Raw genomic sequence first — 15,130 nt, 5'->3', positions numbered from 1 at the left:
CTGAGCTCTCCCTCCAGAATTCGGACAGTGTGCCGAGAGTAGAACGTGATTCATCTCATAAGCCATAGCTTTGGTGAAAATGTGACAAATAAAGTTACCACCGGGTAGTACGGAGGTCCGGGGATACGCCCAGTTCAGGAAGGTGCGTCAAGGCGCAGCAACCGGAGTTCGGGCCCATGGAAGACGGTCGCGGAACCGCGGAACGAATCGTCTCCCCCCGGGATTTGGAACGGGTTGTCACTCCCATGAATAAGAACATAACGGACATTCAGTCCTGATAGTGCCGCCAACCGCCCACCCGGCTCGACGGCCAGCGCCGCCTCCACCCCGGCGGAAGCCGGATCCTCCGCCGCGACCCGCAGTCTGCCTCCGCCGGGCAGCCCCACCAGCAGCGCGTCGTTCCAGAGCACCCGGCGCCGGAACATCTTGGTCGCGGGGTCGAGGATCACCCGGTCGCCGTTCCAGCCGAACGCCCGGTGCGCCCCCCACGGCAGCGAGAGCAACGCCCCCGGCGCGGGATCGGCGTTCACGATCGCCTGGACCTTTCGCCACTCGTCCGGGTAGTCCACCGCCGACAGCCTGCCGAACGCGCCGAGGGCGAAGGTGGGCAGGACCAGGACCGGGGTGGCCACCGCGACGGCCGCGACGGCACGCGAGTTCCAGCGCGCGACGACCGCGGCCAGGCCCACCGCCTGCAACAGGACGAACGGGGCGAGGTACAGCTGCCCGTCACGGAGCGGCCCGAACCCGGGCCACCAGCCGATCAGGCCGCCCAGCACGCCGGGGGCGAAGGCCCCCACCAGCGCCACCGCCAGCCCGGCCACCGCCGCCACCGCCAGCCCCGCCCGGTACGGCTCCGCCACCCCGGCGCCGTGGCGCGCCGGCGAGCCCGGCAGGCGAGCGAACCCCCAGACGGCGACCGCGGCGAGCAGCAGCCGTACGATCGCCGACCACCAGGTCTCCTGGCCGGGCAGGACGGCATGGGCGTTCCAGATCCCGCCCAGCGAGAGCAGGCTGCCGACCGTACCCAGTGGGCCGTCGGCCCTGGCCGCGAACGCCCAGGCCCCGGCCGGATCGGTCACGGCCCGGCTGCTCAGGGCGGGCACCAGCCAGGGCAGGCTCAGCACCGCCATGACCAGCGTGACCTCCAGCACCCGCCGGACCCGCACCCTCCTGGCAGGCGTCACGGACCTTCCATCGGCTGTCACCGGCCCTGTCACCGGCGCTGTCGCCGCCGTCGCGAGCAGGGCGGGCGCGGCGACCAGCATCGCCTGGAATCCGCCCACCGCCGCCGGGAGCAGCGCGGCGACCAGCCGCGACCGCCCGCCGAGCGCCACCGCGCGCACCGCCCAGGGCAGTCCCGCGACTCCCAGCAGCAGTGCCCACTGGCCGAGCAGCAGCCGCTGGGCGAGGTAGGCGTTCCAGCTGTAGAAGGCCGCCGCCGCCAGGCGGGGCCCCAGCCTCCGGGAGGGCGCCAGCGCGGCCGCGCCGGACGCGGCCAGCACGAAGACCCCCAGCAGCACGACCTTCTGGACCACCTGTTCGGGGACGACCCAGGAGAGGAGCGCGACCACCAGGTCACTGGGCACCGCCCGGGGAAACCCCTCCCCGGGCAGCACCGGCGGCGGGTCGGGCACGAACACCATGTCGTACCTGAGCACGAATCCCGGTCCCAGAGCGGGCCCGAGAGCGAGCAGCCCGAACAGCAGGCCGAGCAGGGCAGGCGCGAACCGCTTCGCCGTCTCGCCCCACTCGCCGCCCATGCTGACCGACTTTATGTGCTTGCTCCGGATAAACATGCATATATCCGGAGCTGTGGACTACTTACCCGGCTCGGGATCGCGGGGCAGGCCGAGCATGCGCTCGCCGATGATGTTGAGCTGCACCTCGGTGGTGCCGCCGTAGATCGTCATGGCGCGGGTGGCGAGCACGGCGCGGTTCCAGTAACCGGCGTCGCCGAGCTTCATGTCGGCGGCGACGACGGCCGAGGGGCCGAGCAGCGAGACCGCGCACTCCGAGACGTGCTGGGCGTGCGAGGTGGACAGCAGCTTGCGGACCGAGGCGTCGGCACCGGGCTCGGCGCCGGTCAGCTGCTTCAGGGTCACCCGCAGGCCGAGGGCGGCGATCGAGTGCCCCTCGCAGACGACCTGCGCCACCTCCTGGCGCTCGGCGGCGGTCAGCTCCCGGCCGAGGCGCCCGACCAGGCCGAGCAGGTCCGGAACGGACGCGCCGGTGCCGCCCGAACCCCCCGAGAGCGAGACCCGCTCGTTGGACAGGGTGTTCCTGGCGACCTTCCAGCCCTGGCCCACCTCGCCGACGACCAGCTCGTCCGGGACGAACACGTCGTCGAGGAAGACCTCGTTGAACAGGTTCTCGCCGGTCATCTCGGTGAGCGGCCTGACGGTGACGCCGGCCCCCTTCATGTCGACGAGGAAGTAGGTGATGCCCTCGTGCTTGGAACCCTCCGAGGAGTTGCGGGCGATGCAGATGCCCCACTCGGCGACGTGCGCCACCGAGGTCCAGATCTTCTGGCCGTTGAGCCGCCAGCCGCCCTCGACCTTCTCGGCCTTCATCTGCAGGGACGCGAGGTCGGAGCCGGCGCCGGGCTCGGAGAAGAGCTGGCACCAGATCATCTCGCCGCTCAGCGTGGGCGGCAGGAAGCGCTCCTGCTGCTCGGGGGTGCCGTACGCGGCGATCGACGGCACCACCCAGGCACCGATGATCATCTGGGGCAGCTTGACCCCGGCGGCCTTGAGCTCCTGGAAGATGAGAACCTGCTCCAGCGGCTTGGCGTCGCGGCCCCACGGCCTGGGCAGGTGCGGCATGACGTAGCCGGCCTCGGCCAACGCCCGCTTCTGCTCCTTGCCCTCCAGCGCGGCGAAGGCGGCGACCTCGGCCCGGATGTTCTCGCGCAGCTCGGCGGCCTCCTCGGGCAGCTCGATCTCCAGCTCCCTGCTCACCCCGTTCAGCGCCAGCTCGGCGACCACCTCGGCCCACTCCACCGAGGAGCCGAGCAGGGCGCGCAGGGTCAGCGCGCGGCGGTAGTACAGATGGGCGTCGTGCTCGTAGGTGTAGCCGATGCCGCCGAAGATCTGCACGGCGTCCTTGGCGCAGAGCACGGCCGCGTCGGGGGCGACCACGCCCGCGATCGCGGTGGCGTAGGCCAGCTCGTCCGCCGAGACGTCGCCACCGTCCGCGGCACGGGCGGCGTCCCACACCGTCGCGCGGGCCTGCTCCAGGGCGACGAGCATCCGGGCGGCCTTGTGCTTGACTCCCTGGAACTGCCCGATCGGACGGCCGAACTGCACGCGGACCTTGGCGTACTCCGCGGCCGCGGTCACGCACCACGAGGCGACGCCCGCCGCCTCGGCCCCGAGCAGGATCACTGCCAGGTTGTGGACCGCGGAGGCCTGCAGCCCGTCGAGAACCCGCCCGGCCGGTACGGTGACCGCGTCCAGCTCGACCTTGGCCACGCCCCGGGTGAGGTCGAGCGAGCCGACCGGCGTCACGGTCGCCGCGGAGGCGTCCACCGCGACCCACTCCTCGCCGCGGTCCGTGCTCACCGGGAGCACCAGGACGTCGGCCAGCGCGCCGCCCAGCACCAGATCCACGGTGCCGCCGATCGTCAGGGTGCCGTCCTCGCCTCGGGTACCGGTGATCGAGGAGAACGGCGCGACCGCACCGGTCAGCGTGCCGTCGGCGAGGCCGGGCAGCAGCTCGCCGTGCGCCTTGCCGTCGGAGGCGAGGATCGCGGCGCTGGCGAGCACCGTCGGAACGTAGGGCCCGGGGGCGACGCGCTCGCCGAGGGCCTCGACGGCGACGGCGGTCTCCAGCAGGCCGTAGCCGCTGCCGCCGTGCTCCTCGGGGATGTGCAGGCCGAGCAGGCCCTGGTCGGCCAGTCCCGGCCAGAAGCCGGGGCGCTCCTCACCCTCGGCCGCGATGACGGCACGCACGACCTCGGACGGGATGTTGCGCTCCGCCCACCCGGTCACCGATTCCCGGAGCGCCTCGTGCTCCTCGCTCAATCCGATCGCCATGACAGCCTCCAGACGCGATTCAATGACAGAACCATATTCTAGAAGGTGCTTCCATCACAACGCGCGAACCCTCTTCCCCGGGTACGCCGGCCCCCTTGCCGTCGCAGCCCACCGGTGACCGCGGAAGGCCCGGCTCTCACCGAACGGGCATGGCCGCAGGAGTGCGTCAGAGAGCGCGGGCGCTCGCCACCACGGGGGCGATGTCGGCCCAGAGCCGCTTGCGCGTGTCGGGCACGGTCACGAAGAGCACCGAGGGCTTGCGGCGGCCGATGTCGATCACCGCGAGCGCCGCCTGGGAGGAACGCTCCTTGCCCTTGACCTCGTAGGTCACCCGGTAGGCGAGCACCCACCCCTTGCCGGTGGCCAGGCGCTGCGAGGCGGTCCAGGTGACCTTGCCCCCCTCGGGGTGGTGGTTGCGGATCGTCCACTTCACCGCGCTCAACGCCACCTTGCGGTAGTCGGCGTCGCTCTTGAGCGGCTTGGCCGGGGTGGCACCGGGCAGGGGTCCCGAGGCGATGACCGTGCGCGGCAGCCCGGCCGAGCCGACCTGCTGGGCGGCGGAGAACGACGGCACGGCCTTGGCGGCCCACGGCTTGCCCAGGCTGGCATAGGTCACCGCGGATTTGGCATCGGTCACCGCGCCCAGCACCACGCTCGGCGTGCCCGGCAGCGCCTTCAGCGCCGTCGCGTCCGGCAGGGCGGGCAGCGTGATCGGAGACACGGTCGGCGAGGGCTGCACCGTGGGCGCCACGCTCTGGCGGACCCCCACCGGGTCCGAGGGCTCGTCGCCGGAGAAGAGCATGAAGATCAGAACCACGATGACGCCGGTGATGACGGCGGCACCAAGGCTGTAGGCGACCCGGATCGGGATGTCGCCGATCCGCATCAGCAGGCCGTCGGACTTCCGTCCCGCTCCGCTCGGCACGCCGGGCCGGACCCGCCCGGCCGGTTGACCCTGCGCACCCGGCTCGCCGAACACGCCGGGCCGCTGCGACGCGCCGGGCCACCCCGTCGCGACGCCGCCGTCCGCCCTGCCTCCCGTGCCCGCCCGACCGGAAGCGCCCGTCTGACCGGAAGCGCCCGTCTGACCAGACGTGCCCGTCCGACCGGAAGCACCGGCCCTGTCGGGACGCCAGGGGCCCGCGGAGCCGCCTATCTGCCTGACCGGGATCGTCCCGAGCCCACCGGACTCGCGCACCCGGTCGGTCTCCGCCCCCGGATCGTCCGCCCCGTCACCGGAAGTCGCGTCGGAACGGCCGGAATCGGGCGGCGGCGAGTGGGGGAACGATCCAGGCGGCGTTGGTCTGGAGACCAACACGGTCTCCTCACCGTCTCCGATGGGAAATCTTCTGGGCACCCGAGGGCTGATGACCGAACCGTCTTCAGCGGGAATGGCGGGAATGGGGGCCGTGGGCGCGTCATATGAGGGGATATATCTCTCGTTAGAGCGCCCGGAGGAGTTACCGCCGACGTCCGCCATACGCGTCAGGGTATGTCACCTGGGAAAGATTCGACGCATCGTCGTTTATTACGCTTCGGCCACGGGATGTGCATCAGCCCAGGTAACCGCCTTTCCCCTTCCATGAACAGAATGTCGTTCTGTATGGTCGCGGCTATGAGGGGCTTCTACGAGATCGCAACGGCCGATCCCGGACGTGTCGCCGTCGTCGCGGGCGACAGCGTGACCTACGGCGAGCTGCACGATCGGGTCAACCAGGTCTCGTACGGCCTTCTGGCGCGCGGTACCCGGCCCGGCGACACGGTCGTGACGGTCCTGTCCAACGGGATCGACGCGATCACGATGATGCTCGCGACATACCAGATCGGCGCCTATCACATCCCGGCGAACTGGCACTACACCGCCGAGGAGATCGGCTACATCATCACCGACTGCGCCGCGCGGGTGGTGGTCGGCTCCGAGCGGTACGGGCACGCCGTGCCGGGCGGGTTCGTGGAGACCGGTGCCCTCGCCGAGGGGCAGCCGACCACCCCGCCCGAGGAACGCAGGGCCGGGTCGATGATGCTCTACACCTCGGGCACCACCGGCAGGCCCAAGGGCGTACGGCGGCGGCTGATCGAGTTGACCCCGGAAGGCCTCCACCCGATCCTGATGCGCAAGAGCTGGCGGCACTTCGGGCTCGAATCCGGTGGGGTGCACCTACTACTGTCGCAGCTCTACCACTCCGCGCCGTACGGGCAGACGATGATGGCCCTGCACTTCGGCCACACGGTGGTGGTGACCGAGCGGTTCGACGCCGCGGAGGCACTGGCGCTCATCGAGCGGCACCGGGTGACCAACGCCTTCATGGTGCCGACCATGTTCCACCGGCTGCTGGCCCTGCCCACCTCCGTCAGAACAAAGCACGATTTATCGTCGTTAACACGTCTCTTTCACGGCGCCGCCCCCTGCCCGCCCGCCACCAAGCAGGCGATGATCGACTGGCTCGGCCCCGTGCTGTGGGAGTACTACGGCTCGACCGAGGCCGCCGTGGTCACCATGGTCTCCTCGGCGGAGTGGCTCCAGCGGCCCGGTACGGTCGGCCGGGCCATCGACGGCATGGAGTTCACCATCGTCGGCGACGACGGTGACGAGCTCCCGCCCGGCGAGCCGGGCCTGGTCTACATCGGCGGCATCAACCGCTTCGAGTACCACCAGGACCCGTCCAAGACCGCCTCGGCCATGCGCGGTCACCTCTACACCCCCGGCGACATCGGCTATCTGGACACCGACGGCTACCTGTTCCTCTGCGACCGGCGCACCGACCTGATCATCTCCGGCGGGGTCAACATCTACCCCGCCGAGATCGAGGCGGTGCTCCAGGAACACCCCTCGGTGGCGGACGTCGCCGTGATCGGCGTCCCCGACCCCGAATGGGGCCAGCGCGTCGTCGCGCTGGTCCAGCCCTCGGCGGACGCCGTGCCCGGCGCGGACCTCACCGGCGAGTTGCTGGCCCACTGCGCGGCCCGGCTGGCACGCCTCAAGCACCCCCGGGTGATCGAATATCGCGACCGGCTGCCGCGCACCCCCACCGGCAAGCTCAGCCGCAGCGGCCTTCGCGAGACGTATCTTCCTGCCTGAGCTGGGAAGATACCCATGCATGGGACGATCAAAGACAGGCGTCGCGTTGCTTGCGACCGCCGTCATGACGCTCGCGGGCTGCGGCCAGGACATGAGTCTGCAACCACCCGGGGCGGCCGGCTCACCCAGCGTCTCAGCGAGCACCTCCCCCGGCGCCTCCGCGGGAGGCTCGCCCGGGGCCACACCGGCTCCCGGAAGCGGCCCCGGTTCCCTGGAGGCCGCCTACGAGCAGATCATCACCAAGGTGCTGCCGTCCATCGTGCAGATCACCACGGGAGAGAGCCTCGGCTCCGGGGTCGTGTACGACACCGCCGGGCACATCATCACCAACGCCCACGTGGTCGGGGGCAGCAAGCGGTTCGAGGTCACGCTCGCCACCGGGGGCACCCCCCGGACGGCCAGACTGATCAGCTCGTTCGAGCTGGGCGACCTGGCCGTGATCAAGGTGGACGACCCGACCGGGCTGAAGCCCGCCGTCTTCGGCGACTCCGCAGGGCTGCGTGTCGGCCAGATCGTGCTGGCCATGGGAAACCCGCTGGGCCTGTCCGGCAGTGTCACCAGCGGGATCATCTCGGCGCTCGGCCGCACCGTCAACGAACCCTCGAACGAGACCTCGCCCGGGGCGACGATCAGCGGGGCCATCCAGACCTCCGCGCCGATCAATCCGGGCAACAGCGGCGGCGCCCTGGTCAACCTCGCGGGCGAGGTCATCGGCGTGCCGACCCTGACCGCCGTCAACCCCGAACTCGGCAACGCCCAGGCCGCGGGCATCGGCTTCGCGATCCCCTCCAACACCGTCAAGGACATCGCCACGCAGATCATCAGGGACGGCAAGGTCACCAACACCCACCGGGCCGCGCTCGGCGTCGTGGTACGGACCGTGATCGACATGAGCGGGGAGCCCGCGGGCGTCAGCGTCGTACGGGTGCTGAAGAACAGCGGCGCGCAGCGGGCGGGGCTCAAGGCCGGGGACCTGATCATCTCGATCGACGGCACGCCCACCCCGTCGACCCAGGACCTGTCGACGGTCCTGTCGTCCCTCAAGCCCGGCGAGGACGCGAAGGTCGAGATCCTGCGCCCCGACGGCTCAAGGACCACCCTCTCCGTTCCCCTTGAGGAGCTGCACGGGAGCTGAGCCGGGGCGGGACCGGGCTCAGCGGGACCGGGCTCAGTAGGGCAGGACGCGATCGCTGAAGGACTTGGCCACGAAGGGCGCCTTGAACTTGGGGAAGGCGATCGTCTTCGCGTCGCCGTCGGAGGTGTAACGCTCGTCGGCGTTCGCCTTCAACCAGTCGAGCCAGGCCACGGAGCAGAACTTGGCGCAGTCGCCCGTCTTGTCCATCGAGCGGATGCGCGGGATGCCGAGCGGGTCGAACTTCTTGTTGAACGGCGACAGCGCGGGGGTGTAACCGGCGAGGAACACACCGCCGTAGTTGTAGGAGACATCACCCGAGGAGCCCTTGAGACCCCACTCCTTGGTGTCGGGCTGGTTGCCGTACGGCAGCGCCAGCGTGACCGGGGGCGTCTTGATCAGCCCGGTGATGAGCCGGTGGCCCGCCGCCACCTCCGCGTTCACCGCCTTCTTCTCCTTGCCCCGCAGGTTGAGGTGGTCGCGGGTGTGGTTGCCGATGTCGAAGCCCTTGTCGGTGAGCCAGAGGAGCATCTGCGCCCCCTCCTCGGGCGTCTGCTTGCCGAACATGTCGCGCGTGACATAGAACGTGCCGACCGGGCGGAAGCCGGGGTGGGTCTTGGCGACGCTCTGCAGGATCGCGACCGCGGTGTTCGGCCGGGGGACGCCCGTCCCGTCCAGCTCGAACTGCGAGGGTGAGGAGTCGTCGAAGGTGAGGACGACGGGATGCTTGCCCGCCGGGATGTCGATATGCCCGGTGACGAACTCGGCCGCGGTGACGGGCACGTAGTCCTCCCTGGCCAGCCGCTCCAGCTCGGTGCGGAACTGTTTGGGAGTGCGGTCGTCCTGGGTCGCGGGCTTGTCGACCACCCGGTGGTACATCAGAACGGGGACCTGACCGAGCTCGTTGGCTTTGACCTTGGCGGCGGCCGCCGTCCTGGTCTTGAGGAGGTTGGCCTGCGAGGCCGCCGCGGCGGCCGACGCCTTGGCCGCGGCGGCCAGCTTCGCCTTCTGCTCGTCGGCCTCGTCCTGTCCCGATCCGCACCCGGCCAGCACGACTCCTGCCGCGACGACCACCACACCGGCCCTGCCTATTCTGAGACGGCCCATCGAATCCTCCAAGCGCGCTGACGATACGCTTCTCATCCCCCTCTGACCTGCGAGTTGACCTCCGCCACTGGCAAAGGTTCGCGCCGGAGCCACTTTCGGCGACATCGCGCGGGCCCTGCCCTTTCCGCGTCGCACCGGCCCCGCCCAGAAGGGGCGTCCGCCGCGGGAAATCGATCGGCAGCGGGATTCTCACCCGGTGTGGAAGCCGCGAGTGACAGGAGTCGTCCGGTATTTAGCGGTGTTACCGATGACTCATTTTGTTGACCATTATTCAATAATTCAGTCACGCTACCGTTGACCTCCCCCTATTTCGCGCCTACCGTCCGGGCATCCGAGCGGGATCCGGACGGCATCGCGAGGAGGAGAGATGGCGGAGCGACTGAGGGGCCGCGGGCTTCTCGGCGAGATGGCGGCCGAGTTCACCGGCACCATGGTGCTGATCCTGTTCGGGGTGGCGGTGGTGGCCCAGGTCGTGGCGGCCGGGGTCGGTGACCACGACAGCATCGCCTGGGCATGGGGGCTCGGGGTGACGCTGGGCGTCTACGTCTCGGCGCGCACCAGTGGCGCCCACATCAACCCCGCCGTCACCGTCGCGCTGGCCGCTTTCAAGGGCTTCTCCTGGCACAAGGTCCTGCCGTACTGCCTGGCGCAGACCGCGGGCGCGTTCGTGGCGGCGCTCATCGTCCGCTTCAACTACGGCGAGGTGCTGGAGAAGGCCGACCCCGGGCTCACCATCAAGACCCAGAGCGTCTTCTCGACCCTGCCGGGCAACGGGTCCCTGCCCGTCGGCACCTGGGGCGCCTTCCGCGACCAGGTGATCGGCACCGCCATCCTGCTCCTGCTCGTCTTCGCCCTCTCCGACACGCGCAACACGGCGCCCATGGCCAACCTCGCCCCCTTCGTGATCGGCCTGGTGGTCGTGGCCATCGGCATGGCCTGGGGCAGCAACGCCGGCTACGCCATCAACCCCGCCCGCGACTTCGGACCGCGGCTCGCCTCGTTTCTGACCGGGTACGAGACCGCCTGGCAGGACCAGTACGGGCAGCTCTACTTCTGGGTGCCGATCGTGGCGCCCCTCATCGGGGGGCTGATCGGGGCGTTCCTCTACGAGATCCTGGTGGCCAGATTCCTTCCTTCCGAGGAGACCGGCCCCGAGGTGGGGCGCGTAACGCCCGAAGACCCGCGCCACCCCTGAACGGGCGCGCGGCGACCGCGGGTAAGAACAGCAGCAGATCCCCCGGAGAATCTCACCAAGGAGGCACCACGCAATGCCTGACTTCGTCGGAGCGGTCGACCAGGGCACGACGAGCACCCGTTTCATGATCTTCGATCACGGCGGCAACGAGATGGCCCGGCACCAGCTCGAACACGAGCAGATCCTGCCGCGGGCGGGGTGGGTCGAGCACAACCCCACGGAGATCTGGGAGCGCACCAGGGCGGTGATCGAGACGGCGCTGAACAGGGCGGGCCTGGTCGCCGCCGACCTCGCCGCGCTCGGCATCACCAACCAGCGCGAGACCACGGTGGTCTGGAACCGGACCACCGGACGCCCGTACCACAACGCGATCGTCTGGCAGGACACCCGCACCGACCGGATCGCCTCGGCCCTGGACCGCGACGGCAGGGGCGACGTCATCCGCCACAGGGCGGGCCTCCCCCCGGCGACGTACTTCTCCGGCGGCAAGATCCAGTGGATCCTGGAGAACGTGGACGGGGTACGCGAGGCGGCCGAGGCCGGAGAGGCGATCTTCGGCAACACCGACACCTGGCTGCTGTGGAATCTCACCGGCGGTACCGACGGCGGCGTGCACGTCACCGACCCCACCAACGCCAGCCGCACGATGCTGATGGACCTGGAGACCCTCGACTGGGACGACGAGCTGCTGTCGTTCTTCGGCATCCCCCGCCGGATGCTGCCGGCCATCGCGCCCTCCTCCCACCCCGGTCTGTACGGCACCACCAGGAGGGGCGGCCCGCTGCGTGGCGAGGTCCCGCTCTCCGGTGACCTGGGCGACCAGCAGGCCGCCACCGTCGGACAGGTCTGCTTCGAGGTGGGCGAGGCCAAGAACACCTACGGCACCGGCAACTTCCTGCTGCTCAACACCGGCACCGATCTGGTCCGCTCGAAACACGGCCTGCTCACCACCGTCTGCTACCGCTTCGGTGAGGAGCCGCCGGTGTACGCGCTGGAGGGTTCCATAGCCGTGACCGGCTCCGCCGTGCAGTGGCTCCGCGACCAGCTCGGCATCATCTCGGGGGCGGCGCAGAGCGAGTCGCTCGCCCGGCAGGTCGAGGACAACGGCGGCGTCTACTTCGTGCCCGCCTTCTCCGGCCTCTTCGCGCCGTACTGGCGGTCGGACGCCCGGGGCGCGATCGTCGGCCTGTCGCGCTTCAACAACAACGCCCACCTCGCGCGGGCCACCCTGGAGGCGATCTGCTACCAGAGCCGCGACGTGGTCGAGGCGATGCGGCAGGACTCCGGCGTCACCCTCGACGTCCTGCGGGTCGACGGCGGCGTCACCGCCAACAACCTGTGCATGCAGATCCAGGCCGACCTGCTCGGCGTACCCGTCTCCAGGCCCGTGGTGGCCGAGACGACCGCGCTGGGGGCCGCCTACGCGGCGGGGCTGGCCGTCGGCTTCTGGAAGTCGAAGGACGAGCTCAAACAGAACTGGCAGGAGGGCCGCCGCTGGGAGCCGCAGTGGTCCGAGGAGCAGCGGACCGTCGGCTACGCCGGCTGGAAGAAAGCAGTCGAACGCACCCTCAACTGGGTCGACGTGTCCTGAACGCCCCGCTCCGCACGCTCCGACGGCCGGGGACGCCTCCCGTCCCTCCCGCCGCCCCTGACCGGTGGGCCCCCTCGGGCATCGGGCACACCGGTCACCGTCTGTGTCCCGTCTGTGTCCCGTCTGCGTCCCGGTCAGGCTCCGGCGAGCAGCTTGCCCAGCCGCTCCACCGTGGGCCGGGACTCCACGTGGAGCCGGGAGACGTCCAGCCCCTCGTCGGCGAGCACGACCAGCAGCGCCTCCTGGCGGATGGCGTAGACGACGATGTATCCGCCGCGGCAACGGGTCACCACCTCAAGAAGCTCCCCCATGCCCACCTCGTAGCCCGTGCGTTTTCCCAGCCCCAGGGTGGTGGCGGCCAGCGCGGCCAGCACCTCGGGCCGCGCACCGTCGCTGTCGGCCGCGACGAGCAGCCCGTCCACCGATGCGACGGCCGTCTCCAGCACGCCGGTCACCTGCTCGCGCAGGATCTTCAGCTCGGCGAGCACCGCCTGCTTGCTCATCAAATACCTCCAGCGTAGAAGCGGCGCGGTGCCACTCGACGAGTTCTTCTCGGAAATCTGAGCGGGCGCAGCCTGTGCGGCGGCCGTTCCACGGTCCGCCCTTCCCCGACGCCCTCATCCACCCGTGAGATCAGGGGCGTCCGCCTCCCGCGGGGGCAGGGACCTGAGGGCGAGGATGGGACGGGGCAGGGCCGGTCCTCCTCCGGCGGGGGCCAGTACTTCATTGATCTTGCTGGTACCCGGGCGGCGGGGCAGCTGGGCAGCCGGGTCCTCGTGCTTTCCGCCAGGTTCGGGGTCGGGGGCGGCTCCGCTCGGCGCGGCCTCGGGGCCGCCGAGGTCGAGCACTCCCTCCTCGACCATTCTGGCGATCTCGCTCATCACGGCGAACAGGCCCTTGCCCAGTACGAAGGCGATGTCGCGCGGTGTCCTGCGGCCGTTCGCCCGTTCCAGCACGGCGCGGCGGATGCGGTCGGAACCGAGCATCGTGGGAACGGGGGTGGCCGGGGGCACCGGCCTGACCCGCATGGACAGGTCGAGCCGGCGCCAGCCGGCCACGTGCTCCATCCGGCGGGCGGTCTCCCGCGCGAGCCGTTCGGGTCCGACGCCCGGCAGGACCGGCAGCAGTGGCAGGTGGTCGTCGGGTCCGGCCGGTTCCGCGACACACGACTCGACGCCGTAGAGGATCATGGCGAACACCGCGTCGAAGAGGGCGGCCATGCACACCGCCTCCAGGCCCGCCTCGCCGATGACGCCGCGCTCGACGAGTTCCGCGGCCAGCCGGTCCGAGGGGGCACCGACCGCGTACGCGTCGGTCCAGTCCCTCTCCGATACCCGGCCCGACCGCAGCAGCAGCGACTCCGGGCCGGGTGCGGCCGGTGTCGTGGCGGCCACCACCAGGCCGTTCCTGATCCACAGGGTCCCTCCGGGGCCGCCCTCAACGCGGAGCACGCCGGAGAAACCCTCCCGCGAGAAGCCGAGCAGAAAGCTTCCCATCTCGCCCAGAACTCCCGGCTCCCCGGTGGTCACGCCGTCATCCCGCCCTGCGGAAGGGAACGGTCCACCGCCCCGTGGGCCGGCCTCGGCCGGGTCATGGCAGACGACGGCACGGGGTCACCTCTGGTTCCGCTCACGGAGGCCGCGTCGTTCACGTACGTGACGTGGGTCGGCCTTGACCACTGTGTCTCCTCCATCTGTCCCGGCAGGCGCGCCCAGCCTGGGAAGGGTGCCGCCGCACGCGCCCCCGGGACGGGCCGGGAGGCGTCCGGGCACGGCAGACCTCTCACTCCGCGGACGGGACAGGTCATGCCCTCGACCACAGGATGGAGCTCCGGGTATCCCCTCGGATGAACCGGTCATCCGTTACTACACCATATTGCACTTCACTAACGGTAGTGGGTGAGTGTACTTTACGTATCTACCGCCACAGATGACCTCGTTCGCACGTCCGATAACTCCGTCCGGCGAGGCGGCGCCCGTACCGGCCCCCCTGGGAAAGAAGCTCATGAACATCGAAACCGCCCTCAAGGAAGCCATGACGATCGACGGCTCGGTCGGCGCGGCACTGGTCGACTACGAAAGCGGCATGTGCCTCGGCACGATCGGAGGAAGCCGCGATCTGGACCTGGAGGTGGCGGCGGCGGGCAACACCGAGGTCGTCCGTGCCAAGGTCCGGACCCTGTCGGCGCTGAACGTCAACGACTCCGTGGAGGACATCCTCATAACGCTGGCCAGGCAGTATCACATCATCAGGCTGCTGGCCGACAGCGGCGGCCACACCTTCCTCTACCTGGTGCTCGACCGGGACCGTGCCAACCTCGCCCTGGCCAGGCACCACCTTCGGCGCATCGAGAGCTCGCTCACCATCTAGGCCCGGGAGAACCACCGCCGGGTGCGAAGGGAATCCCGGCGCGCGAGTCCGCCACATCCGGCGGCCGCGCCCCGACGAGGACGAGGACGAGGTCACCGTGCTGACAGCGGACGCCCTGCATGAACGAAGGCCCGCATGAACGAAGGGCGGTCGGGGCGGCGAGGTCGCCGCCCCGACCGCCCTTCGGCGATCTGTTCCGCACGGTTCGAGCGCGGAACGGGGGTGGAGGTGGCGGGAATCGAACCCGCGTCCTTCAACTTCAAGACAGGGCTTCTCCGGGTGCAGCCTGCTGTGCTTTTCTCAGCCCCGGCAATCACGCAGGCAAGTTGCCGACGGGCTCAGCCACTGTAAGATTTCCCGATCTTCCCCGTGGCCGGGTCGATCGGTTGAGCCTCCTAGCGATGCCGGATCCGGGCCGGAGGCGCTCCCGGGCCGGCAGAAGTCACTCGCTGCTTAGGCGGCGAGTGCCAGGTTGCCCTGGCTGACTTCGGAGTGCGTCTTATTGGCACTTGTTGGTCGCGGTCACAGTGTTAACGAGGTTATGTCCGCAGTCCTCGACCCGCTTCACCTGGCTTGCAAAGCCAAAGTCGAAACCAGTCACCCCCCTGTTGAATTTTCA

At 70.1% G+C, this 15,130-nt stretch carries 11 protein-coding genes and 1 other RNA gene; 5 read left to right on the top strand and 7 right to left on the bottom strand.

The annotated features are described in order from the left end of the window. Window positions 1-134: 134 nt before the first annotated feature. The 3 genes from ACWD3H_RS15770 to ACWD3H_RS15760 all read right to left on the bottom strand — a co-directional run bounded on the left by ACWD3H_RS15770 (window position 135) and on the right by ACWD3H_RS15760 (window position 5,352). Window positions 135-1,763, bottom strand: a complete 1,629-nt coding sequence (locus tag ACWD3H_RS15770) for a hypothetical protein (protein WP_451955457.1) — start codon at window positions 1,761-1,763, stop codon at window positions 135-137. A gap of 57 nt (window positions 1,764-1,820) precedes the next feature. Next, complete coding sequence (locus ACWD3H_RS15765) at window positions 1,821-4,037, bottom strand: acyl-CoA dehydrogenase (RefSeq protein WP_451955456.1); 2,217 nt, start codon at window positions 4,035-4,037, stop codon at window positions 1,821-1,823. A 166-nt stretch (window positions 4,038-4,203) separates the two neighbouring features. Further along, window positions 4,204-5,352: a hypothetical protein gene (locus ACWD3H_RS15760; protein WP_451955455.1), complete on the bottom strand. Its 1,149-nt coding sequence runs from the start codon at window positions 5,350-5,352 to the stop codon at window positions 4,204-4,206. Between the two features lie 300 nt (window positions 5,353-5,652). Here ACWD3H_RS15760 and ACWD3H_RS15755 point away from each other — a divergent pair, with 300 nt between their 5' ends. Both ACWD3H_RS15755 and ACWD3H_RS15750 read left to right on the top strand, forming a co-directional pair. Next, a complete protein-coding gene (locus ACWD3H_RS15755) occupies window positions 5,653-7,116 on the top strand; it encodes an AMP-binding protein (protein WP_451955454.1) in 1,464 nt (487 codons plus the stop codon). 19 nt (window positions 7,117-7,135) lie between these two features. After that, window positions 7,136-8,251 (top strand): S1C family serine protease, encoded by a 1,116-nt coding sequence (locus ACWD3H_RS15750; RefSeq protein WP_451955453.1) that lies wholly within the window; start codon window positions 7,136-7,138, stop codon window positions 8,249-8,251. 33 nt (window positions 8,252-8,284) lie between these two features. Here the strand turns inward: ACWD3H_RS15750 and ACWD3H_RS15745 are convergent, their stop codons facing one another. Beyond that, complete coding sequence (locus ACWD3H_RS15745) at window positions 8,285-9,355, bottom strand: polysaccharide deacetylase family protein (protein ID WP_451955452.1); 1,071 nt, start codon at window positions 9,353-9,355, stop codon at window positions 8,285-8,287. Between the two features lie 367 nt (window positions 9,356-9,722). Between ACWD3H_RS15745 and ACWD3H_RS15740 the strand changes: the two genes are divergently transcribed. Together ACWD3H_RS15740 and glpK are read left to right on the top strand one after the other, a co-directional pair. Then, the gene (locus tag ACWD3H_RS15740; protein ID WP_451955451.1) at window positions 9,723-10,550 is read left to right on the top strand and encodes an MIP/aquaporin family protein; all 828 of its coding nucleotides are present in this window, start codon (window positions 9,723-9,725) and stop codon (window positions 10,548-10,550) included. 73 nt (window positions 10,551-10,623) lie between these two features. Beyond that, the gene (gene glpK / locus ACWD3H_RS15735) at window positions 10,624-12,141 is read left to right on the top strand and encodes a glycerol kinase GlpK (RefSeq protein ID WP_355552045.1); all 1,518 of its coding nucleotides are present in this window, start codon (window positions 10,624-10,626) and stop codon (window positions 12,139-12,141) included. A 134-nt stretch (window positions 12,142-12,275) separates the two neighbouring features. On the opposite strand, the gene ACWD3H_RS15730 is transcribed toward glpK, so the two are convergent. Beyond that, the gene (locus ACWD3H_RS15730; protein ID WP_355552048.1) at window positions 12,276-12,644 is read right to left on the bottom strand and encodes a roadblock/LC7 domain-containing protein; all 369 of its coding nucleotides are present in this window, start codon (window positions 12,642-12,644) and stop codon (window positions 12,276-12,278) included. A 114-nt stretch (window positions 12,645-12,758) separates the two neighbouring features. Next, the gene (locus ACWD3H_RS15725) at window positions 12,759-13,670 is read right to left on the bottom strand and encodes a DUF4388 domain-containing protein (RefSeq protein WP_451955450.1); all 912 of its coding nucleotides are present in this window, start codon (window positions 13,668-13,670) and stop codon (window positions 12,759-12,761) included. Window positions 13,671-14,145: 475 nt separating this feature from the next. On the opposite strand from ACWD3H_RS15725, the gene ACWD3H_RS15720 reads away from it, so the two are divergent. Further along, window positions 14,146-14,511, top strand: a complete 366-nt coding sequence (locus ACWD3H_RS15720; protein WP_355552054.1) for a hypothetical protein — start codon at window positions 14,146-14,148, stop codon at window positions 14,509-14,511. Window positions 14,512-14,731: 220 nt separating this feature from the next. Here the strand turns inward: ACWD3H_RS15720 and ssrA are convergent. Next, window positions 14,732-15,116, bottom strand: a transfer-messenger RNA (tmRNA) gene (ssrA, locus tag ACWD3H_RS15715). Window positions 15,117-15,130 lie beyond the last annotated feature (14 nt).

The sequence above is a fragment of the Streptosporangium sp. NPDC002607 genome, assembly GCF_053592655.1.
Note: the sequence above shows the minus strand (reverse complement) of the source record. Positions and strands in the feature narration are given on the sequence as shown.